Source organism: Streptomyces sp. LMG1-1-1.1 (assembly GCF_040815545.1).
GTDB lineage: Bacteria > Actinomycetota > Actinomycetes > Streptomycetales > Streptomycetaceae > Streptomyces.
This window is the reverse complement of record NZ_JBFPNH010000036.1, coordinates 1-20,946: the sequence shown is the minus strand read 5'-3', so window position 1 is coordinate 20,946 and position 20,946 is coordinate 1. Positions and strand designations below refer to the sequence as shown.

The following is a 20,946-nucleotide window of genomic DNA, read 5'->3' as shown; positions in this document are numbered from 1 at the left end:
GCCGCCGCTCATACCGCTCCCCGGTCGCGGAGGTCGTCGATCTCGGCGGGGGTGAGGCCGAGTTCGGTGAGGACGGTGGTGGTGTCGGCGCCGTGGGGACGGCCGGGCCAGCGGATGGCGCCGGGGGTCTCGGAGAGCCGGAAGAGGACGTTCTGCATCTTGATCGGGCCGAGTTCGGGGTCCTGCACCTCGGTGACCGTGCCGAGGGCCTGGTACTGCGGATCGGCGACGACGTCCCGGATGTCGTAGACCGGGGCGATGGCCGCCTCCGCCTTCTCGAAGGCCGCCATCGCCTCGTCGCGGGTGTGGCGGGCGATCCAGGAGCCGACCGCCTCGTCCAGGACGTCCGCGTGCGCGGCCCGGCCCGTGCCGTCGGCGAACCACGGCTCGTCGATCAGCTCCGGGCGGCCGACCAGGCGCAGCACCCGCTCGGCGATCGACTGGGCGGAGGTGGAGACGGCGACCCAGGAACCGTCGGCGGTCCGGTACGTGTTGCGCGGGGCGTTGTTGCGGGAGCGGTTGCCGGTCCGGGGCTGGACGTAACCGAGCTGGTCGTACCAGAGGGGGTGGGGTCCGATGACGGCGAGCATCGGCTCGATGATCGCCATGTCGACGACCTGGCCGCGGCCGGTCGTGGTCCTGGCGGTGAGCGCGGTCATCACGGCGTACGCGGTGGCGAGGGCGGCGATCGAGTCGGCCAGACCGAAGGGAGGCAGGGTGGGCGGGCCCTCGGGCTCGCCGGTGATGGCGGCGAAGCCGCTCATGGCCTCGGCGAGGGTGCCGAAGCCGGGCCGGTGGGCGTACGGGCCGAACTGGCCGAAGCCGGTGACCCGGGCGAGGACCAGCCGCGGGTTGACGGTGGAGAGCTCCTCCCAACCCAGACCCCAGCGTTCCAGGGTGCCGGGGCGGAAGTTCTCCACGATCACGTCCGCGTCGGCGGCGAGCGCGAGCAGGGTGTCGCGACCGCCGGGCGACGACAGGTCCAGGGTGATCGCCCGCTTGTTGCGGCCCAGGACCTTCCACCAGAGACCGACGCCGTCCTTGGCGGGGCCGTGCCCGCGGGACGGGTCGGGCTTGCGGGGGTGCTCGACCTTGACGACGTCGGCGCCGAAGTCGCCGAGCATCATGGCCGCGAGCGGCCCGGCGAAGAGGGTGGCGAGGTCCAGGACGCGCAGTCCCTGGAGCGGCGCCTGGGCGGGGGGAGCGGGGTTCGTCGGCGCGGTGGCCGGTGCGTGGACGGTCATGCGGAGTCGGCCTCCAGGGTGTCGGGGGAGAGGAACGCCGCCTCGATCTCGACGCGGTACGGCATCGACGTCGACGCGCCCTCGCGCTGGACGGAGAGCGCGGCGGCGGCCTGCGCCCAGGCGAGTGCCTCCGGGGCGGGGCGGCCCTCGCCGAGGGCGACCGCGAGGGCGCCGACGAAGGTGTCGCCGGCCGCCGTGGTGTCCACCGCCCTGACCCGGGGGGCGGGGACGGTGACCGGCTCGGCGTCGCGGGCCGCGTAGAGGCCGCCGGCCGCGCCCAGGGTGATCACCACCTCGGGGACGAGCCGCAGCAGCGCCTGGGCGGCCGCGCGCGGGTCGGTGAGTCCGGTGAGGGCGGCGGCCTCGTGCTCGTTGGGCACCAGCAGGTCGGTGACGGCGAGGAGTTCCGGAGGCAGCGGCTGGACGGGAGCGGGGGTGAGGATCGTGCGGACGCCGAGCCGGCGGGCGGTGACGGCGCCCTCGACGACCACGGGGAGGGGGAGTTCGAGCTGGAGGAGCAGGGTGTCGGCGGTGCCGATGAGGGCTTCGTCGCCGTGGGTGAGGGAGGTGACGGTGCCGTTGGCGCCGGGGACGACGACGATCGCGTTGCCGCCCTCGTCGTCGACGACGATGTGGGCCGTTCCGGAGGAGCCCTCGGCGGTGCGCAGGAGATCGGTGTCCACCGCGCAGTGTTCGAGCGTGGCGCGGAGCCGTGTCCCGAAGTCGTCCGCGCCGACCGCGCCGATCATCGCGACCTCGGCGCCCGCGCGCGCGGCGGCGACGGCCTGGTTGGCGCCCTTGCCGCCGGGGATCGTGCGGAACGAGCGGCCGGTGACCGTCTCGCCGAGGGCCGGGGCCCTCGGCACGAAGGCCACGAGGTCCATGTTCGTGCTGCCGAGCACGACGATGCTGGTCATGGGCGTACTGCCTCCGTGTGTGTCAGTTCGGCCAGAGTGTCGAAGCCGATGCCGTCGAAGGACGGGACCGACGTCGCCAGACGGTTCTTGAGGGGAGCGGTCCAGCGCTCCGGCAGCCGGTCGGGGTGCCCGGCGAGGAGACCGGCGACCGAACCGGCGGTCGCCCCGTTGGAATCGGTGTCCCAACCGCCCGACACCGCCGCGCAGACCGAGCGCGAGAAGTCGCCGTCGCCGTGGGTGAGGGCGGCGGCGACCAGGGCGGCGTTGGGGACGGCATGCACCCAGTGGTACCCGCCGAGCTCGGCGTGCAGGCGGTCCACGACGGCGTCGAAGTCGGGTGTGGCGCGGGCCGCCTCGATGCCGAGCCGGACGGCCGCGGCCAGCCGGGAGCGCGGCGGGATCACCGCCAGTCCGGTGGCGAGCGCCCGGTGGACGTCGGCGGTGCCGGTCGCCGCCGTGGCGAGTGTCGCCGCGACGAACATGGCGCCGTACACCCCGTTGGCCGTGTGGGTGAGCGCCGCGTCCCGGTACGCCTGCTCGGCCGCGGCGGACGGGTCGCCCGGATGCGTCCAGCCGTGCACGTCGGCCCGGATCTGGGCGCCGATCCACTCGCGGAACGGGTTGCGGTGGAGGGCGGTCAGCGGGGGTTCGATCCCGTCGAGGAGGTTGCGGTAGGCGACGCGCTCGGCCGTGAAGGTGCGGCCGGCGGGCAGCTCGTCGAGCCAGAGGCGCGCGACGTCGGCGGTGGTGAAGTCGCGCCCGTACCGCTGGAGGAGGAGCAGGTCGAGGAGGGGGTAGTTCAGGTCGTCGTCCTCCGGCATCCCGTCGATGTTCTCGGCGAGGGAGGTGGCGGCGGAGCGGCGGTTCCAGGGGTGGGCCGCGAGCAGCTCCCCGGGGACGCCGCGGGCGGTGAACCACGTGGTGAGGGGCCAGTTCCCGGCGGCCCGGGCGAGCGCCCGGATGGCGGGGAGGGGGAGCTTCTCGACGGGTTTGCCGAGGAGGCAGCCGGCGGCGCGGCCGAGCCAGGCGGCGTGCAGCCGCTGCAGGAGCCCGGTGTCCTCCCCGCCGGGCGTCGCCCCGCCGGGCTCCGTCCGGGGGGAGGCCGCTCCTCTTGCAGAAGCGGGGGCCGCAGCGGCGGTGATGTCGCCGAAGGCCGTGGGTTCCAGGGCCGACAGGGAGCCGGGAAGGGTCGCCAAGGCGTCCAGGATTTCCTCCGCCAGAGGACGGAGGTGCGGGCGGGGCGTCTCCGAGGCACCGGCCGACCTCGGGGCGGGCGGGCCGCCCGCGGCCGCCCAGCGGGCCGCGAGGGCGTGGGAGTCGCGGCCGTCCTCCGCCGCCTGCCGCAGCTCGTGGCCCACCAGGTCCTCGGGCTGGACCCAGGTCAGGCGCAGCGTCACCGGTCGGCGCTCGTCAGGGTCGCGAAGGCCGATTCGTGGGCCCGACGCAGCGCGGTGTCGCGGGCGAAGATCTCGCGGGCGACCGTGGTGAGGGCCGCCGCGGGGGCGTGCAGGTCGAGGCGGCTCGCCTCGGCCACCCGCTTCGCCCAGTCGGAGGGGACGGCGGACTCGCCGTGGAGCGCGCCGACGATCGCGCCGGCCATCGTGGCGATCGAGTCGCAGTCGCGGCCGTAGTTGACGGCGCCGAGGACCGTACGGCGGAAGTCGCCCTCGCCGACGAGCAGCATGCCCAGGGCGATCGGGAGTTCCTCGATGGAGTGGAGGCGGGAGGGGCGGCGGGCGCCGAGGGAGGGCGAGCGGTAGTCGGGGCCGACCGAGTCGAAGGGGGCGACCGCCCTGCGGAGGGGGGTGAGGGCGGATTCGAAGTCCGTGTGGCCGGCGGCGACTTCGGCGACCGCGTCGATCGCCGCGCGCGTTCCGTCCTTGGCGAGCGAGAGGGCCGCGCCGACCACCGAGGCCGGGGTGGCGCCCGGGGCGCAGGCCGCCGCGACCGCGGCGGCGAACACACCCGCCGCCTCCCGGCCGTACGAGGACTGGTGGGCGCCGGTGAGGTCGATCGCCTCGGCGTACGCGGCGGCGGGGTGGGCGGCGTTGACCAGCCCGACGGGCGCCATGTACATCGCGGCGCCGCAGTTGACGACGTTGCCGCCGCCGGCCTCGCGCGGGTCGACGTGGCCGTAGTGGAGCCGGGTCACGATCCACTTCTCGGCGAGGAAGATCCGCTGGAGGGGGAGCGCCTCGGCCTCCAGCTCGGGGATCCAGACGGGGGAGCCCATGAGTTCGGGCACGAGGTGGTCCGCGACCGCGTACGCGTCGAGGTGGCCGCGGACCTTCTCGTACACCCGGATCAGCGCGTGGGTCATCAAGGTGTCGTCGGTGACGTGCCCGTCGCCCTTGTGGTACGGGGCGATGGGGCGGGCGGTGCGCCAGTCGCCGCCGTTCCAGGGGCCGACGATCCCGGTGACGCGGCCGCCGTGGCGCTCCAGGATCTGTTCGGGGGTGTAGCCCTCGACGGGGCCGCCGAGCGCGTCGCCGACGGCGGCCCCGAGGAGGCTTCCGGTGATCCGGTCATCCAGAGGGGGTCCGACCGGCGCGGGCACGTCCTGTGTGGGTGTCATGCCGGAATTGTCCACCTGGGGCGGCCGGTTCCGTGGCTCCGAGCAGCCCGGCGAGTTCCACCAGGTCCGTACCCGCGAGCCGGGGCAGCGCACAGCCCGCCAGCGTCCGGCAGGCGTCCCGCCAACTCGACGGGACCGAACGGCCGCCGCCCAGCGCGCCGGTGAGCGCACCCGCGAGCGCCGGCGCCGAGTCGGCGACCCGGGAGAGGCAGGCGGCGGCCGGCACCGCCGCCGCCATCTCGCCCCGGGCGGCCGTCGCGAGGGCCAGGGCGACGGGCACGGTCTCGGCGGCCGCGATGCCGTAGCTGTAGACGTGGTCCACGATCTGGTGCTCCAGGAGAGGGACCAGTTCGAACGCCGAGCCGGCGGTCTCGGCCAGCTTCAGCGCGTGCCGGGCGTTGCGGCCGATCTCGGTGACCGGCGGGAGTTCGGCGAGCGCCGCCTCGACGGCCTCCTCCACCGTCGCCCCGCCCAGCGCCGCCGCGACCGCCGCCGCCGTCGCCCGCGCCCCGTGCACGCCGTCGCCGTCCTGCGTGTACCGGGCGTCGAACTCGGCGAGTTCGGCGGCGGCGCGCGGGTCGCCGGGGTGCACCACCGCGAGGACCGCGGCGCGGACGCAGGCCGCGTCGTCGAAGAAGTGCGGGTTGTCGTGGCCGGTCGCGGGCGGGCGCAGGCCGGTGGCGAGGTTCCCGAGACCCGCCCGGACCGAGATCCGGGCACGCAGGGGGAGTACGGCCGACTCGACCTCCGGCGCGCGGTCGGCCGCGGCGGCGACCTGGCCCGCGAGGGCGTTCCACGCCAGGTCGACGGCGGCCCGCAGCCGGCGCTCCGGGGGGAGGCCCGCGAACACCGGCCCCGCCGAGGCGAGCACCGCCTCCGCGGTGAACACCGCCCACTCGGCGTCGTCCGAGGGGCCGAGGCGGAGCGGCTCGGGCGGCTGGTTCAGGGCGATGGGGACCGGGAGGGTGGTCGTCGCGTTCTGCTCCGCGAAGGTGTCGAGTTCGCGCGTGAGACGGCGGGTCCACTCCGGCATCCGGGCGGCGCGGTGGCGCGCGGCGGGCCACCCCGCGGCGTCGCCTGCGGCGATACCGAGCAGCAGGCCCTCCACCGCGTCGCGCCCGGCCCGGTCGGGGGTCTCCGGCTGGTGCGCGCGCGGGCCGCCCCACGAGCCGGTGCCGCGGACGGGGGCGGCGGGCGGTGGGTCCTGCGGGGTGCCGGACAGAGGGCCGGGACCCGGCATCGGGGGCTGTGCCCACCCGTCCCGCCCTGCGGGACGATTGCCCACAGTGGGGGTGGCGAGGGCCGAGGCGGCGGGGGCGGGGGCGGCCGAGGCGGCGGGGGCGGGGGCGGTCGAGGTGGCGGTGTCGGCGGCCGAGGTCGAGGGCGCGGCAGAGGTGGCGGGGGCGGCCGAGGTCGAGGTGGCGGTGTCGGCGGCCGAGGTCGAGGGCGCGGCAGAGGTGGCGGGGGCGGCCGAGGTCGCGGCAGAGGCGGCGGGGGTGGGCGGGGTGGTGGGGGTTGGGGTGGTGGGGTTTGTGGTCATTGGGTGTCCGCCTCCGGGGTGAGTAGGTCGGCGATGTCGAGGACGTGGTAGCCGCGCATGGAGGGGAGGCAGCTGCCGGTGACGGGGGCGATGGCGGAGGCCCAGTCGTCGGGGATGGAGCGGAGGCCGCCGGACGCGCCGGCGAGGGCGCCCGCCACCGCCGCCGTGGTGTCGGCGTCGCGGCCCATGTTGACCGCCGTCAGGACCGCCGTGCGGAAGTCGCCGCGGGCGGCGGCGAAGGCGCCGAAGGCGAGGCCGACGGCCTCGGGGGCGAGGTCCGTCCAGGGGTAGCCGCCGATGACGACGGCGGAGCGGACCTGGCGTTCGCGGGTGAGCGGGTCGGGCTGGACGCGCTGGGCGGCGACGACGGCGCGGCGCAGGGAGCGGGCGGTCCAGGAGTCCATCGGGACGACGGAGAGGGCCGCCGCGATCACGGACGTGACGCCCGCGCCGCCCATCGCCGCCGCGACGCCCGCCGCGACGGCCTGGCCGCCGTAGATGCCCTCGCCGTCGTGGCTGACGCTGCCGTCGATGGCGACGAGGCGGGCGGCTTCCGCGGGGCGCCCGGCGGCGAAGACGCCGAAGGGGGCGGCGCGCATGGCGAGTCCGTCGCTCCAGGCGTGGCGGTGCTGCGCGGAGATGGGGGCGGCGAGGCCGCGGCGGAGGTTCTCCAGGGTGCCGCGCTCGGAGAAGCCCGCGCCGCGGAAGGGGCCTTCGTCGAGGTCGGCGATCCAGTGGTGCCAGGCCCGTTCGACGTGGTGGACGGTGAGGGCGGATCCGTGGCGGGCGAGGAGGAGGGCGGAGAAGATGGCGTACTCGGTGTCGTCGGTGCCGGCCGGGCTCTCCGTGACGAAGCCTTCGATGCGGCCCCAGCGGCGGCGGATCTCGGAGGGCCGCATGTTCTCGGCGGGCGCGCCGAGCGCGTCGCCGACGGCGAGGCCGAGGAGCGCCCCCCTCGCCCGTTCGCGCGTGTCGCATGCCGTGGTGGTCACCATCTCGCGGCCCCTTCCTCCGGTGGAGGCGCGCGGTCGGCGCCCCGATGCCTGGATCTGTGCCACCGCGGGCGGCGAACTCGCCGAAGAAACGTCTCTGTCACCCGGCTGACACCCCGCCAGAATGCGGGGCGCCCAGTGAGGGGGGCCTTAGTAAGTACGGCCTGCCTTGCTGGCGGACCCCTTACATCGCGCGTATTTTCGAGGATGTTGGGGGCGGCGGGTGCATCCCGGCCCGCCGAAACGAGGGGAGAGCCATGTCCATCATCGAAGCTCAGGCGCCGCTGCACGAGGCCCACCGCGACAACCACACCCACCGTGACGTGAACGGCGGTTGGCTCCGGCCGGCGGTGTTCGGGGCGATGGACGGCCTCGTCTCCAACCTCGCCCTGATGACCGGCGTCGCGGGCGGCTCGGTCTCCTCGCAGACCGTGATCATCACCGGCCTCGCCGGACTCGCGGCCGGCGCCTTCTCGATGGCCGCCGGCGAGTACACCTCCGTCGCCTCGCAGCGCGAGCTCGTCCAGGCGGAACTGGACGTCGAGCGCCGCCAGTTGCGCAAGCACCCGGTCGACGAGATGGAGGAGCTCGCCGCGCTCTACGTCTCCCGCGGCGTCGAGCCCGCGCTCGCCCGCGAGGTCGCCCTGCAGCTGTCGAAGGACCCCGAGCAGGCGCTGGAGATCCACGCCCGCGAGGAGCTCGGCATCGACCCGGACGACCTGCCGTCGCCGATGGTCGCCGCGGTCTCGTCCTTCGGCTCCTTCGCGCTCGGCGCGCTGCTCCCCGTCCTGCCGTACCTGCTCGGCGCGACCGCGCTGTGGCCGGCGGTGCTGCTCGCGCTCCTCGGCCTCTTCGCCTGCGGCGCCCTGGTGGCGCGGGTGACCGCCCGCGGCTGGCTGTTCAGCGGGATGCGCCAGCTCGTCCTGGGCGGGGCCGCCGCGGCCGTCACGTACGGGCTCGGCATGCTCTTCGGGGCGGCGCTGTAGCTCCGCACGCCGCGCCCGTGCGGATTCCGCGGCGGGTGGACCCCGTACCTGCGGCGGAACGGATTTCGCAGCCGTACAGAAGACCTGGAGGCCCCCTTGAGGGGCCTTTCGGTCTTTTCGGGGCGACTTTTCGGGACGTAGGCCATGGAACGGCTGTGACGTATCTCCCTGGTCCGATCCTTCGTCGCGATGAGACACTATGCGGGACGCCACATATGTAGCCGGTTACTCGGCGGTTTCGAACTCGTGACCAACGGGAATGAGGCATGAGCGTCACGGGGCAATGGAGCCCCCTAGGCAGGCAATGTCGCCCGCCCAGTGATGGACCGCCGGAGATCCGGAGATCCTCCGAATCCCTCGATCCGTCCCCCGCGGGACAGTCCCTGTTCCCGCACCCCACAGGTGAACCCACACCACCGCTCCGTATCGGCGGTGTCCGCATGCTGGAATGAGCTATCCACTTCGCGAGAAGCCAGCCATCATGTAACCTGCACGAAATTTCGCGGAGGGCCAACGTCGTCCCTCGGTATCTGCATATGCCACGACGACGACGGGAGAGCCGATGCGTTCCGACGCCTGGTCGCCCATGGACGGTCGCCCCGCTCCGCAGGGGATGTACGACCCCCGTAACGAACACGACGCCTGCGGTGTCGGGTTCGTGGCCACCCTCACCGGTGTAGCCAGCCACGCGCTGGTCGAGCAGGCGCTGACCGTACTGCGCAACCTCGAGCACCGCGGCGCCACCGGCTCCGAGCCCGACTCCGGTGACGGCGCCGGCATCCTGCTCCAGGTCCCGGACGCCTTCCTCCGCGAGGTCGCCGGATTCGAGCTCCCCGAGGCCGGCGCGTACGCCGTCGGCATCGCCTTCCTCCCCGAGGACGGCACCGACGAGACCGTCGCCACGATCGAGACGATCGCCGCCGAAGAGGACCTCACCGTCCTCGGCTGGCGCGAGGTCCCCGTCGCCCCCGAGCTGCTCGGCGCCTCCGCCCGCGCCACCATGCCGGTCTTCCGCCAGCTCTTCGTGGCCGACGGCGAGAGCACGGGCATCGCGCTGGACCGCAAGGCGTTCGTGCTGCGCAAGCGCGCCGAGCGCGAGGCCGCGACCTACTTCCCGTCGCTCTCCGCCCGCACCATCGTCTACAAGGGCATGCTGACCACCGGCCAGCTGGAGCCCTTCTTCCCGGACCTGTCGGACCGCCGCTGCGCCACCGCCGTGGCCCTGGTCCACTCCCGGTTCTCCACCAACACCTTCCCGAGCTGGCCGCTGGCCCACCCGTACCGCTTCGTCGCCCACAACGGTGAGATCAACACCGTCAAGGGCAACCGGAACTGGATGACCGCCCGCGAGGCCCAGCTCGACTCCACCGCCTTCGGCGAGGGCTCCCTGGAGCGGATCTTCCCGATCTGCACCCCGGACGCCTCCGACTCGGCCTCCTTCGACGAGGTCCTCGAGCTGCTCCACCTCGGCGGCCGCTCCCTGCCGCACGCGGTCCTCATGATGGTCCCGGAGGCGTGGGAGAACCACGAGACCATGGACCCGGCCCGCCGCGCCTTCTACCAGTACCACTCCACGATGATGGAGCCCTGGGACGGCCCGGCCTGCGTCACCTTCACCGACGGCGTCCAGGTCGGCGCGGTCCTCGACCGCAACGGCCTGCGCCCCGGCCGCTACTGGGTCACCGACGAGGGCCTCGTCGTCCTCTCCTCCGAGGTCGGCGTCCTCGACATCGACCCCGCCAAGGTCGTCCGCAAGGGCCGCCTCCAGCCCGGCAAGATGTTCCTCGTCGACACCGCCGAGCACCGCATCGTCGAGGACGACGAGATCAAGGCCGCCCTCGCCGCCGAGCACCCCTACGAGGAGTGGCTGGAGACCGGCGAGATCGAGCTCTCCGACCTCCCCGAGCGCGAGCACATCGTGCACACCCACGCCTCGGTCACCCGCCGCCAGCAGACCTTCGGCTACACCGAGGAAGAGCTCCGCCTCATCCTCGCGCCGATGGCCCGCACCGCCGGCGAGCCGCTCGGCTCCATGGGCACGGACTCGCCGATCGCGGCCCTCTCCGCCCGCCCGCGACTGCTCTTCGACTACTTCACGCAGCTGTTCGCGCAGGTCACGAACCCGCCGCTGGACGCCATCCGCGAAGAGCTCGTCACGAGCCTCCGCTCCTCCCTCGGCCCCGGCAGCAACCTGCTGGAGCCCACCTCCTCGTCGTGTCGCAGCGTCACCCTGCCCTTCCCGGTGATCGACAACGACGAGCTGGCCAAGCTCATCCACATCAACGCCGACGGCGACATGCCCGGCATGAAGGCCGCGACCCTCTCCGGCCTCTACCGGGTCTCCGGCGGCGGCGACGCCCTCGCCGCCCGCATCGACGCCATCTGCGCCGAGGCCGACACCGCCATCGAGGGCGGCGCCCGCCTCATCGTGCTCTCCGACCGGCACTCCGACGCCGAGCACGCGCCGATCCCCTCGCTGCTGCTCACCGCGGCCGTCCACCACCACCTCATCCGCACCAAGCAGCGCACCAAGGTGGGTCTGCTCGTCGAGGCCGGTGACGTCCGCGAGGTCCACCACGTCGCCCTGCTCATCGGCTACGGCGCCGCGGCGGTCAACCCGTACCTCGCCATGGAGTCCGTCGAGGACCTGGTCCGCGCCGGCACCTTCATCGAGGACCTGGAGCCCGAGCAGGCCATCCGGAACCTGATCTACGCGCTCGGCAAGGGCGTCCTCAAGGTCATGTCCAAGATGGGCATCTCCACCGTCGCCTCCTACCGCGGCGCCCAGGTCTTCGAGGCCGTCGGCCTCGACGAGACCTTCGTCGCCACCTACTTCAACGGCACGGCCACCAAGATCGGCGGCGCCGGCCTCGACGTCGTCGCCAAGGAGGTCGCCGCCCGCCACGCCAAGGCGTACCCCGTCTCCGGCGTCCCCTCGGCGCACCGCGCCCTGGAGATCGGCGGCGAGTACCAGTGGCGCCGCGAGGGCGAGCCGCACCTGTTCGACCCGGAGACCGTCTTCCGCCTGCAGCACGCCACGCGCAACAAGCGGTACGACATCTTCAAGAAGTACACGGAGCGGGTGAACGAGCAGTCCGAGCGCCTCATGACGCTCCGCGGCCTCTTCGGCTTCTCCTCGGAGCGGGAAGCGATCTCGATCGACGAGGTCGAGCCGGTCTCCGAGATCGTCAAGCGCTTCTCCACCGGCGCCATGTCGTACGGCTCCATCTCCCGCGAGGCGCACGAGACCCTCGCCATCGCCATGAACCAGCTGGGCGCCAAGTCCAACACCGGCGAGGGCGGCGAGGACCCGGACCGCCTCTACGACCCGGCACGCCGCTCCGCGATCAAGCAGGTCGCCTCCGGCCGCTTCGGCGTCACCAGCGAGTACCTGGTCAACGCCGACGACATCCAGATCAAGATGGCCCAGGGCGCCAAGCCCGGCGAGGGCGGCCAGCTGCCCGGCCACAAGGTCTACCCGTGGGTCGCCAAGACGCGTCACTCGACGCCCGGCGTCGGCCTCATCTCGCCGCCGCCGCACCACGACATCTACTCCATCGAGGACCTGGCCCAGCTGATCCACGACCTCAAGAACGCCAACCCGGTCGCCCGCATCCACGTGAAGCTGGTCTCCGAGGTCGGCGTCGGCACGGTCGCCGCCGGTGTCTCCAAGGCCCACGCTGACGTCGTCCTCATCTCCGGCCACGACGGCGGAACGGGCGCCTCGCCGCTCACCTCGCTCAAGCACGCCGGCGGTCCCTGGGAGCTCGGCCTCGCCGAGACCCAGCAGACGCTGCTGCTCAACGGCCTGCGCGACCGGATCGTCGTCCAGACCGACGGCCAGCTCAAGACCGGCCGCGACGTCGTCATCGCCGCGCTCCTCGGCGCCGAGGAGTTCGGTTTCGCGACCGCGCCGCTCGTCGTCTCCGGCTGCGTCATGATGCGCGTCTGCCACCTGGACACCTGCCCGGTCGGCATCGCCACCCAGAACCCGGTCCTGCGCGACCGCTTCTCCGGCAAGGCCGAGTTCGTCGTCAACTTCTTCGAGTTCATCGCCGAGGAGGTCCGCGAGATCCTCGCCGAGCTGGGCTTCCGCACCCTCGAAGAGGCCGTCGGCCACGCCGAGCTCCTCGACACCAGCCGCGCCGTCACGCACTGGAAGGCGCAGGGTCTCGACCTGGAGCCGCTCTTCTACGTGCCGGAACTGCCCGAGGGCGCGGTCCGCCACGCCCGGATCGAGCAGGACCACGGCCTGGAGAAGGCCCTCGACAACGAGCTGATCCAGCTCGCCGCCGAGGCCCTCAACGCGGCCACCGCCGAAGAGGCCCAGCCGGTCCGCGCCCAGGTCGCCATCCGCAACATCAACCGCACGGTCGGCACCATGCTCGGCCACCAGGTGACGAAGAAGTTCGGCGGCGCCGGCCTCCCGGCCGACACCATCGACATCACCTTCACCGGCTCCGCCGGCCAGTCGTTCGGCGCCTTCCTGCCGAGCGGCGTCACCCTCCGCCTGGAGGGCGACGCCAACGACTACGTCGGCAAGGGCCTCTCCGGCGGCCGCGTCGTCGTCCGCCCGGACCGCGGCGCCGACCACCTGGCCGAGTACTCGACCATCGCGGGCAACACCATCGGATACGGCGCGACCGGCGGCGAGCTCTTCCTCCGCGGCCGCACCGGCGAGCGCTTCTGCGTCCGCAACTCCGGCGCCCTCGTCGTCTCCGAGGGCGTGGGCGACCACGGCTGCGAGTACATGACCGGCGGTACGGCCGTCGTCCTCGGCGAGACCGGACGCAACTTCGCGGCCGGCATGTCCGGCGGCGTCGCCTACGTCGTCGACCTCGACCGGGACAACGTCAACTCCGGCAACCTGCAGGCGATCGAGGCCCTGTCGGACACCGACAAGGCGCAGCTGCACGACGTCGTGCGCCGCCACTTCGAGGAGACCGGCTCCACGGTCGCCGAGAAGCTCCTCGCCGACTGGGACGCCGCGGCGGCCCGGTTCAGCAAGATCATCCCCACCACGTACAAGGCAGTGCTCGCCGCCAAGGACGCCGCTGAGCTCGCAGGTCTCTCCGAGACCGAGACCACCGAGAAGATGATGGAGGCTGCGTCCCATGGCTGACCCCAAGGGCTTCCTGACCACCGGGCGTGAAGTCGCCCAGACCCGACCGGTGAGCGAGCGCGTCCGGGACTGGAACGAGGTCTACGTCCCCGGCTCCCTGCTGCCGATCATCAGCAAGCAGGCCGGCCGCTGCATGGACTGCGGCATCCCGTTCTGCCACAACGGCTGCCCCCTCGGGAACCTCATCCCCGAGTGGAACGACTACGCCTACCGCGAGGACTGGTCGGCGGCGCAGGAGCGACTGCACGCCACCAACAACTTCCCGGAGTTCACCGGCCGCCTGTGCCCGGCTCCGTGCGAGTCGGCGTGCGTGCTCGGCATCAACCAGCCGGCCGTCACCATCAAGAACGTCGAAGTCTCCATCATCGACAAGGCCTGGGACGCCAACGACGTCAAGCCGCAGGCGCCCGAGCGCCTCTCCGGCAAGACCGTCGCCGTCATCGGCTCCGGCCCGGCCGGTCTGGCCGCCGCCCAGCAGCTGACCCGGGCCGGCCACACCGTCGCCGTCTACGAGCGCGCGGACCGCATCGGCGGCCTCCTCCGGTACGGCATCCCCGAGTTCAAGATGGAGAAGCGGCACATCAACCGCCGCATCGAGCAGATGCGCGCGGAGGGCACCAAGTTCCGCACCGGCGTCGAGATCGGCCGCGACATGCCGGCCACGGCGCTGCGCAACCGGTACGACGCGGTCGTCATCGCCGCCGGCGCCACCACCGCCCGCGACCTGCCCGTCCCGGGCCGTGAGCTGGCCGGCATCCACCAGGCGATGGAGTACCTGCCGCTGGCCAACAAGGTCGTCGAGGGCGACTTCGTGGCCCCGCCGATCACCGCCGAGGGCAAGCACGTCGTCGTCATCGGCGGCGGCGACACCGGCGCCGACTGCGTCGGCACGGCCCACCGCCAGGGCGCGGCCTCGGTCACGCAGCTGGAGATCATGCCCAAGCCGGGCGAGGAGCGGAACCCCGGCCAGCCCTGGCCGACCTTCCCCATGCTCTACAAGGTCACCTCGGCGCACGAGGAGGGCGGCGAGCGGGTCTACTCCGTCTCCACCACCCACTTCGAGGGCGACGAGGACGGCAACGTCCAGTTCCTCCACCTCATCGAGGTCGAGTTCGTGGACGGCAAGCTCACCCAGAAGCCGGGCACCGAGCGCAGGATCCCCGCCCAGCTGGTCACGCTCGCCATGGGCTTCACCGGCACGGACGTGGAGAACGGCCTCGTCTCCCAGTTTGGTCTGGACCTCGACGAGCGGGGTAACATCGCCCGTGACGCGGACTTCGCCACCAACGTCGATGGCGTCTACGTCGCCGGTGACGCCGGCCGCGGCCAGTCCCTCATCGTGTGGGCCATCGCCGAGGGCCGCTCCGCCGCCCGTGGCGTGGACCGCTACCTGACCGGAGCCAGCTCCCTGCCGGCCCCGATCCGCCCGACGGACCGTTCCCTGATGGTCTGATCGGACCCCGAAAACGTCCCGTACAACGACGTACGGAACTGAGCGCGGCGCCCCCCGAATGTCCCCGACCGGACGACTGGGAGGGCGCCGATGCGCGTCCCGGCACCGGACGCGCGCCCCCGCGGACCCCTCCCGGCCCTCTAGCTCTTCCCGGGAAAGATCCACGTCAGCAGCGACGCCGTCGACACCGCCAGGACCCCCGCGAGGCCCATCCACCGCGCCCACCCCGTCATCCGCCGCACGGCCTTCGCCCGCCGCCTCTCGTACCGCAGCAGATCCTCGGCCCCCGACCGCAGCGTCCGGCCCGGCGACTCGTGCACGGCCGCCACCATCAGCCACGACGCGAGCAGGAGCAGCAGGAACGCCCCCGCGAGCAGTCCGATCACCCACCACCGCGGCCCGGTGGTCATCTTGCTCAGGTTCTCCTGCCCCTTGAGCACGAACACCACGGTCAGCAGCCCGGTGAGCGTGGCCAGGAAGTTCCGGTACCCCTCCGCCTGCTGAAGCGCCGCCCTCAGCTGCTCGGGCGGCGTCGCCATCGCCAGTACGCGCTCGTCGGCGTCCCGCAGCTCCGCGGGCGTGAACTCGTTCACCGCCCGTTCCCCCGCGGCCGCGCGATCCAGAACGACGCCCCGCACCCCAGCTCGACCCCCGCCGGCCGGTCCACATGCCACGTCTCACACGCACACCGCGCGTACCTCGGCGTCGCGTCCTCCGACCCCAGCCCCCGCGACGACCCCGGTCCCTTCGTCACGTACTGCACGTCCTCCCACACCCGCCTCGTCACACACCGGCACTCCGGACACTCACCCGACGCCTCCACCCGCCCCCCTCCCCGCGACTCCCACAGGAACGTGGTGACGGGCGAGGTCAACGGCCGGTCCGTGACGCGGTAGGGAACAACGGAACTCATGTGCGCGGGCCTCCAGTGGTGGTGGGAAAACGAGGCGCGTCAGACGCGGCTGCGAGGCGGTGGGCGGCTCGTCGGTGCGGGCCCACTCCGATGAGCAGCGCCCGCCTTCTTCCGGTCGCCTGCTCCTCGGCCGTGTCCGTCGCCGTGCCCACCCGCGCCCCCAACTCCCCTGCCTGGCCCCGCCGGACGTCCATGATTCCAGAACGGGGGTGCCGGACAGGGGTGGTTGGGGTGATGAGTGGTCGGTGACCTCGGTGGAGACGTGTCGTGAGCCGGCCTGATCGAAATGCTTCTAGCAGGCATGGGTGGAGGAGGGTGGAGCCGTAGACTGCCGTCCGTGGCGGAGGGAGGGGCGGTGACGGGGCTGCCGGCGACGAGCTGGGCGGTGCTCGGACTGCTTTCCTTCGGGCGGGAGTCGTCCGGCTGCGACGTCAGGAAGTGGGCGGGGCGGTCGCTCGGCCTCTTCTGCTGGAGCCTGTCGTTCAGCCAGGTCTAGGGCGAGCTCAAGCGGCTGGAGAACGCCGGCTACGCCACCTCGCGCCTGGTCCCCCCGGAGACGGGCACGCGCGACTCGCGCGTCTACCGGATCGCCGACGAGGTGTGGGCGTGCCCCCGGCTCACCGTCGTCTGGGCCGAGCGGTTCGCCACGGCCGAGCGCGACCTGGCCGACGCCATGCTCGCGGACATCGAGGAGTGGGAGAGGAAGCGTCCATGGCACTGAGCCTGCGGAAGGTCGAGGAGACCGCGCCCGCGCTCGTCAGCCTGTACAAGTCGGCGGGGGCGTCGCTCCAGCGGCACGGGATCGGCGGGCAGCGGGTCGCCGTGTACCTGGTGGTCGACTACTCGGGGTCGATGAAGCCGTACTACAACAACGGCAGCGTCCAGGCGCTGGCGGACCGGGTGCTGGGTCTGTCGGCGCACTTCGACGACGACGGCCGGGTGCCGGTGGTCTTCTTCTCGACCGACATCGACGCCGAGACCGACATCCGTCTCGACGCTCACGCGGGGAGCATCGACCGGATCGTCGCCGGGCTCGGGCACATGGGGAAGACGAGCTACCACCTCGCGATGGACGCCGTCATCGACCACTACCTGGACAGCGGTTCCACCGCGCCCGCGCTGGTCGTCTTCCAGACCGACGGGGGGCCGATCAACAAGCTGGCGGCGGAGCGGTACGTCTGCAAGGCGGCCCGGTTGCCGATCTTCTGGCAGTTCATCGGCTTCGGCGACCCGGGAAGCCGGCAGTTCGAGTTCCTGCGCAGGCTCGACGAGCTGGCCGTGCCGGCGAAGCGGCCCGTCGACAACGCGGGCTTCTTCCACGCGGGCCAGGATCCGAACCGGGTACCGGACGCGGAGTTGTACGACAGGATCGTCGGCGACTTCCCCGCGTGGCTGGCCGCGGCCCGCGCCCAGGGCATCGTCCGGTCATGAGCCCGATGCCGCCGCGACCTCCTCGTCGAGGCGGGCGAACCGCTCGTCGGTGACGGGCAGGGCGCCGGCCTGGTCGGCGAGCGGGACGGTCTCGTCGACGCGGTGGAGGCAGAGGAGGTCGATCCGCTCGGTACGGGGCCGGCGGAGGCGGTAATCCGCTGGCCCGCGCGGGTGGTTGAGGGCGATCATGTGGTCCATGACTTCTCTCGTGCGACACGTGACCATCGACTGCGCCGACGCCTACGCCCTGGCGACCTTCTGGGCGGGAGCGCTCGACTCCAAGGTCTCCGACGACGACCAGCCCGGTGACCCGGAGGCGCTCGTCGAATCGCCCGGCGCGAACATCCTCTTCATCCAGGTGCCCGAGCCGAAGGCGGTGAAGAACCGCGTCCACCTCGACCTCCAGCCGCAGGACCGCACGCGCGACGAGGAGGTCGAGCGGCTGCTCGCCCTCGGCGCGACGCTCTTCGAGGACCACCGGAACCCGGACGGCACCGGCTGGGCGACCCTCACGGACCCCGAGGGCAACGAGTTCTGCGTCGAGCGCAGCAAGGCGGAGCGCGCCGCCACGGCCTGACCGCCGATACGGGCCGGGCGGCGACCGGCCGAGCGCCGCCGCGACCGGCCGAGCGCTGCGACCGGTGACCGGTGGCCGGACGAGCGCCGCCGCGACCGCCCGAGCGCCGCGACCGGTGATCGGCCGAGTGTCGCCACGGTCTGAGCGCCGCTACGGGCCCCCGCGACCACCTGCGTATCGCGCTCTCCCGCCCGCCCGGAGTAATCCGGACAGGAGGTGACGGGTATCCGGTGTTTCCTGGACGTATGGGAGACACCGGAACCGGAACCACCTGGTCGGCATTCGAGGCCGCCGAACCCGAGTTCGCCGCGACCGTGCGGGAACGCTTCGGGCAGTTCACGCACCACGCCCTCGCCACCGTACGGAAGGACGGCTCGCCGCGGCTCAGCGGCATCGAGGCCGACTTCCGCTTCGGCGAGCTCTGGTTCGGCATGATGCCGAACTCCCGCAAGGCGCTCGACCTGCGCCGGGACCCCCGCTTCGCGCTGCTCGCCAACCCGGGCGCCGGCACCGGCATGGGCGGCGGGGACGTCCGCGTCTCCGGGCGTGCGGTCGAGGTGACCGACCCGGAGACCGTCGGGCGGTACGTGGCCGCCGCGGGCGCCCCCCAGCCCTTCCACCTCTTCCGGGTGGAGCCGGCCGAGATCGTCCGCACCTGGGTCGACGGCGACGAGATCGTCCTCCGCACCTGGGCGCCGGGACGCCCGTCCCGGACGATCCGGCGCGGCAACGACGACAGCCCGCCGCGCCAGGACGACTGAGCCGGGCCGGCGGCCGGGCGTCATGGCCCGGCGCGGGTGGGCCCAGAATGGGCACGTGCCGACGACCAAGAAGAAGAAGCAGGTGAACGCCGCCGCACCCGAGCGGCGCCGGGAACTCCTCGACACGGCGGCCGAGGTGTTCGCCGCCCAGGGGTACAACGCCACCACCGTCCGCAAGATCGCGGACGCCGCCGGGATGCTCGCCGGCAGCCTCTACTACCACTTCGACTCCAAGGAGTCGATGCTCGACGAGATCCTCTCCGGCTTCCTGAACGAGCTGTGGGAGGGCTACGACGCCGTCCTCGACGCCGGCCTCGGCCCCCGGGAGACCATCGAGGCCCTCGTCACCGAGTCCTTCCGCGAGATCGACCGGCACCGCGCCGCCGTCGCCATCTACCAGAAGGAGTCCCGGCACCTCACCGACCAGCCCCGCTTCCACTACCTCACCGACTCGCAGCGCCGCTTCGAGAAGGCCTGGCTCGGCACGCTGGAGCGCGGCGTCGCCGACGGGGTCTTCCGCGCCGACCTGGACGTCCGCCTCACCTACCGGTTCGTCCGCGACACCGTGTGGGTCGCCGCGTCCTGGTACCGGCCGGGCGGCCTGCACAGCCCCGAGGAGATCGCGCGGCAGTACCTGTCGATGGTTCTGGACGGGATCGCCGTACGGAACGCCTGACCGGACCCCCGTCCGCCCCGGCCGCGGCGGACCCCGGTCCGCCCGGCCGCGCTGTGAGGTCGCCCACGTCGGACCGGTCTGGGCTGGGCTGATCCGTCCGGGCATCGGGCGGGCGGGGCGGGAAGGTCCTGAGGCGCACTATTGTTCCGGTAGAGACATCCGGGGCTCGTTCAGCGTGTTCCGGGAGAGACAGCCGGGGCCCGTATCTCGTGTTCCGGGTAGAGCAGCCGGGGCCCGCGCCGTGCAGGTGCGGGCCCCGGCTGTGCCGCGAGCACCGGCCAGGAAGGCACGCATGACCCGCTCCGAACGCCCCAAGCGCAGCCCCCGCAGCACGCAGGCGAAGTCCACGTCGCAGCCGAAGGGAGCCCGCGGCGGCCGCCGTCCCACGGCGCCCCCGCCGCCGGCCGAGTTCACGCCGCCGGAGTCGGTGACGCCCGCGCTCCCCGCGGTGGCCTCCTTCGCCGACCTCGACATGCCCGAGGGCCTGCTGCGGATCCTCGGCGAGCAGGGCGTCACGGAGCCGTTCCCGATCCAGGCGGCGACGCTGCCGAACTCGCTGGCCGGCCGTGACGTGCTCGGCCGGGGGCGTACGGGCTCCGGCAAGACCCTCGCCTTCGGCCTCGCGCTCCTCGCCCGCACCGCGGGCCGCCGCGCCGAGCCGACCGCGCCCCTCGCGCTGGTCCTGGTGCCCACCCGCGAGCTCGCCCAGCAGGTGACCGACGCCCTCACGCCGTACGCCGGCGCGCTGCGGCTGCGGCTCACCACCGTCGTCGGCGGCATGTCGATCTCCCGGCAGTCGTCCGCGCTGCGGCGCGGTGCCGAGGTCCTCATCGCCACCCCGGGCCGCCTCCACGACCTCATCGAGCGGGGCGACTGCCGGCTCGACCAGGTCGCGATCACGGTCCTCGACGAGGCCGACCAGATGGCCGACATGGGCTTCCTGCCGCAGGTCACGAAGCTTCTGAAGCAGGTCGAGCCCGGCGGTCAGCGGCTGCTCTTCTCGGCCACCCTCGACCGGAACATCGACAAGCTCGTCAAGATGTTCCTCGACGACCCCGTCGTGCACTCCGTCGACCCGTCGGCCGGCGCGGTCACCACCATGGAGCACCACGTCCTGTACGTGGCCGACGAGACCGACAAGAAGGCCGTCACGCTGCGGATCGCGGCCCGCGACGGCCGGACGATCCTCTTCATGGACACCAAGCGGTCCGTGGACCGGCTGGTCAAGCGGCTCCTCGCCAACGGCGTCCGCGCCTCCGGCCTGCACGGCGGCCGCTCGCAGCCGCAGCGCAACCGGACCCTGGACCAGTTCAAGACCGGCCAGGTCACCACGCTGGTCGCGACGAACGTGGCGGCGCGCGGCATCCACGTCGACGACCTCGACATGGTCGTGAACGTCGACCCGCCGATCGACCACAAGGACTACCTGCACCGCGGCGGCCGCACGGCCCGCGCCGGCGAGTCCGGCAGCGTCTTCACCCTGGTCCTGCCCGAGCAGAAGCGCGACATGGGCCGGCTCATGTCGAACGCGGGCATCAGCCCCCGCACCGCGCAGATCAAGTCCAGCGACGAGCAGCTCGTCGAGCTGACCGGCGCCCGGGAGCCCTCGGGCGTCCCCGTCGTCATCGAGACCCCGCAGCCGACCCCGCCGCGCAACGCGGCGGGAACCGGCGGCGGCCGCCGCCGTCGCGGCGGTTCCGGCGGTGCGGCCGCGGGTGCGGGCCGCTCCTCCGGCTCCGGTACGGCCGCGGGCCGCGGC

Annotated in this window: 17 protein-coding genes and 1 pseudogene; 10 read left to right on the top strand and 8 right to left on the bottom strand. The window is 73.2% G+C overall.

Annotated features, from left to right (window positions below; all coding sequences use genetic code 11):
• Positions 1-8 precede the first annotated feature (8 nt).
• The 6 genes from MRBLMG1_RS21435 to MRBLMG1_RS21410 form a co-directional block, all read right to left on the bottom strand.
• A complete protein-coding gene (locus MRBLMG1_RS21435) occupies positions 9-1,244 on the bottom strand; it encodes a CaiB/BaiF CoA transferase family protein (RefSeq protein WP_367825709.1) in 1,236 nt (411 codons plus the stop codon).
• Positions 1,241-2,161 (bottom strand): ribokinase, encoded by a 921-nt coding sequence (rbsK, locus tag MRBLMG1_RS21430; protein ID WP_367825708.1) that lies wholly within the window; start codon positions 2,159-2,161, stop codon positions 1,241-1,243. Before rbsK ends, MRBLMG1_RS21435 begins: the two co-directional genes overlap by 4 nt.
• Positions 2,158-3,558: an ADP-ribosylglycohydrolase family protein gene (locus MRBLMG1_RS21425; protein ID WP_367825707.1), complete on the bottom strand. Its 1,401-nt coding sequence runs from the start codon at positions 3,556-3,558 to the stop codon at positions 2,158-2,160. The genes rbsK and MRBLMG1_RS21425 overlap by 4 nt, the downstream gene beginning before the upstream one ends.
• Complete coding sequence (locus MRBLMG1_RS21420) at positions 3,555-4,736, bottom strand: ADP-ribosylglycohydrolase family protein (RefSeq protein WP_367825706.1); 1,182 nt, start codon at positions 4,734-4,736, stop codon at positions 3,555-3,557. The genes MRBLMG1_RS21425 and MRBLMG1_RS21420 overlap by 4 nt, the downstream gene beginning before the upstream one ends.
• Positions 4,687-5,976, bottom strand: a complete 1,290-nt coding sequence (locus MRBLMG1_RS21415) for an ADP-ribosylglycohydrolase family protein (protein ID WP_414721624.1) — start codon at positions 5,974-5,976, stop codon at positions 4,687-4,689. Before MRBLMG1_RS21415 ends, MRBLMG1_RS21420 begins: the two co-directional genes overlap by 50 nt.
• 296 nt (positions 5,977-6,272) lie before the next feature.
• Positions 6,273-7,271: an ADP-ribosylglycohydrolase family protein gene (locus MRBLMG1_RS21410; RefSeq protein ID WP_367825704.1), complete on the bottom strand. Its 999-nt coding sequence runs from the start codon at positions 7,269-7,271 to the stop codon at positions 6,273-6,275.
• 254 nt (positions 7,272-7,525) lie between these two features.
• On the opposite strand from MRBLMG1_RS21410, the gene MRBLMG1_RS21405 reads away from it, so the two are divergent.
• The 3 genes from MRBLMG1_RS21405 (at position 7,526) to MRBLMG1_RS21395 (ending at position 14,829) form a co-directional block, all read left to right on the top strand.
• Entirely contained in the window at positions 7,526-8,254 is a 729-nt protein-coding gene (locus MRBLMG1_RS21405; RefSeq protein WP_367825703.1) for a VIT1/CCC1 transporter family protein, read from the top strand.
• Positions 8,255-8,816: 562 nt separating this feature from the next.
• On the top strand, positions 8,817-13,376 hold the full coding sequence (gene gltB, locus MRBLMG1_RS21400; RefSeq protein WP_367825702.1) for a glutamate synthase large subunit: 4,560 nt from the start codon (positions 8,817-8,819) through the stop codon (positions 13,374-13,376).
• Positions 13,369-14,829 (top strand): glutamate synthase subunit beta, encoded by a 1,461-nt coding sequence (locus MRBLMG1_RS21395; protein ID WP_367825701.1) that lies wholly within the window; start codon positions 13,369-13,371, stop codon positions 14,827-14,829. Before gltB ends, MRBLMG1_RS21395 begins: the two co-directional genes overlap by 8 nt.
• A gap of 140 nt (positions 14,830-14,969) precedes the next feature.
• On the opposite strand, the gene MRBLMG1_RS21390 is transcribed toward MRBLMG1_RS21395, so the two are convergent.
• Entirely contained in the window at positions 14,970-15,422 is a 453-nt protein-coding gene (locus MRBLMG1_RS21390; RefSeq protein ID WP_367825700.1) for a hypothetical protein, read from the bottom strand.
• Between the two features lie 657 nt (positions 15,423-16,079).
• Here MRBLMG1_RS21390 and MRBLMG1_RS21385 point away from each other — a divergent pair.
• From MRBLMG1_RS21385 to MRBLMG1_RS21375, 3 genes are all read left to right on the top strand, one after another.
• Positions 16,080-16,238, top strand: coding sequence for a hypothetical protein (locus tag MRBLMG1_RS21385; protein WP_367825699.1), 159 nt, complete (start codon positions 16,080-16,082; stop codon positions 16,236-16,238).
• Positions 16,239-16,340: 102 nt separating this feature from the next.
• Positions 16,341-16,463: a hypothetical protein gene (locus MRBLMG1_RS21380; protein ID WP_367825698.1), complete on the top strand. Its 123-nt coding sequence runs from the start codon at positions 16,341-16,343 to the stop codon at positions 16,461-16,463.
• Entirely contained in the window at positions 16,454-17,173 is a 720-nt protein-coding gene (locus MRBLMG1_RS21375; RefSeq protein ID WP_367825697.1) for a VWA domain-containing protein, read from the top strand. Before MRBLMG1_RS21380 ends, MRBLMG1_RS21375 begins: the two co-directional genes overlap by 10 nt.
• Here MRBLMG1_RS21375 and MRBLMG1_RS21370 read toward each other — a convergent pair.
• Entirely contained in the window at positions 17,168-17,371 is a 204-nt protein-coding gene (locus tag MRBLMG1_RS21370; RefSeq protein WP_367825770.1) for a hypothetical protein, read from the bottom strand. The two genes, MRBLMG1_RS21375 and MRBLMG1_RS21370, sit on opposite strands and share 6 nt — an antisense overlap.
• Between MRBLMG1_RS21370 and MRBLMG1_RS21365 the strand changes: the two are divergent.
• The 4 genes and pseudogenes from MRBLMG1_RS21365 to MRBLMG1_RS21350 form a co-directional block, all read left to right on the top strand.
• Positions 17,370-17,741 (top strand): annotated as a pseudogene (locus MRBLMG1_RS21365) (VOC family protein); the annotation flags it as partial. The gene MRBLMG1_RS21370 and the pseudogene MRBLMG1_RS21365 sit on opposite strands and share 2 nt — an antisense overlap.
• Before the next feature lie 254 nt (positions 17,742-17,995).
• The gene (locus MRBLMG1_RS21360; protein ID WP_367825696.1) at positions 17,996-18,511 is read left to right on the top strand and encodes a pyridoxamine 5'-phosphate oxidase family protein; all 516 of its coding nucleotides are present in this window, start codon (positions 17,996-17,998) and stop codon (positions 18,509-18,511) included.
• Positions 18,512-18,566: 55 nt separating this feature from the next.
• Positions 18,567-19,187, top strand: a complete 621-nt coding sequence (locus MRBLMG1_RS21355) for a TetR/AcrR family transcriptional regulator (RefSeq protein WP_367825695.1) — start codon at positions 18,567-18,569, stop codon at positions 19,185-19,187.
• Between the two features lie 292 nt (positions 19,188-19,479).
• Positions 19,480-20,946, top strand: a 1,467-nt coding sequence (locus tag MRBLMG1_RS21350) for a DEAD/DEAH box helicase (RefSeq protein WP_367825694.1), incomplete at its 3' end; no start/stop codon positions are given.

Bases quoted from the DNA above. Each gene is read 5' to 3' on its own strand.
- MRBLMG1_RS21435 (WP_367825709.1), bottom strand. From the start codon at position 1,244: ATGACCGTCCACGCACCGGCCACCGCGCCGACGAACCCCGCTCCCCCC.
- MRBLMG1_RS21410 (WP_367825704.1), bottom strand. From the start codon at position 7,271: ATGGTGACCACCACGGCATGCGACACGCGCGAACGGGCGAGGGGGGCG.
- MRBLMG1_RS21415 (WP_414721624.1), bottom strand. From the start codon at position 5,976: ATGCCGGGTCCCGGCCCTCTGTCCGGCACCCCGCAGGACCCACCGCCC.
- MRBLMG1_RS21420 (WP_367825706.1), bottom strand. From the start codon at position 4,736: ATGACACCCACACAGGACGTGCCCGCGCCGGTCGGACCCCCTCTGGAT.
- MRBLMG1_RS21370 (WP_367825770.1), bottom strand. From the start codon at position 17,371: ATGGACCACATGATCGCCCTCAACCACCCGCGCGGGCCAGCGGATTAC.
- MRBLMG1_RS21395 (WP_367825701.1), top strand. From the start codon at position 13,369: ATGGCTGACCCCAAGGGCTTCCTGACCACCGGGCGTGAAGTCGCCCAG.
- MRBLMG1_RS21375 (WP_367825697.1), top strand. From the start codon at position 16,454: ATGGCACTGAGCCTGCGGAAGGTCGAGGAGACCGCGCCCGCGCTCGTC.
- MRBLMG1_RS21405 (WP_367825703.1), top strand. From the start codon at position 7,526: ATGTCCATCATCGAAGCTCAGGCGCCGCTGCACGAGGCCCACCGCGAC.
- MRBLMG1_RS21360 (WP_367825696.1), top strand. From the start codon at position 17,996: ATGGGAGACACCGGAACCGGAACCACCTGGTCGGCATTCGAGGCCGCC.
- gltB (WP_367825702.1), top strand. From the start codon at position 8,817: ATGCGTTCCGACGCCTGGTCGCCCATGGACGGTCGCCCCGCTCCGCAG.
- rbsK (WP_367825708.1), bottom strand. From the start codon at position 2,161: ATGACCAGCATCGTCGTGCTCGGCAGCACGAACATGGACCTCGTGGCC.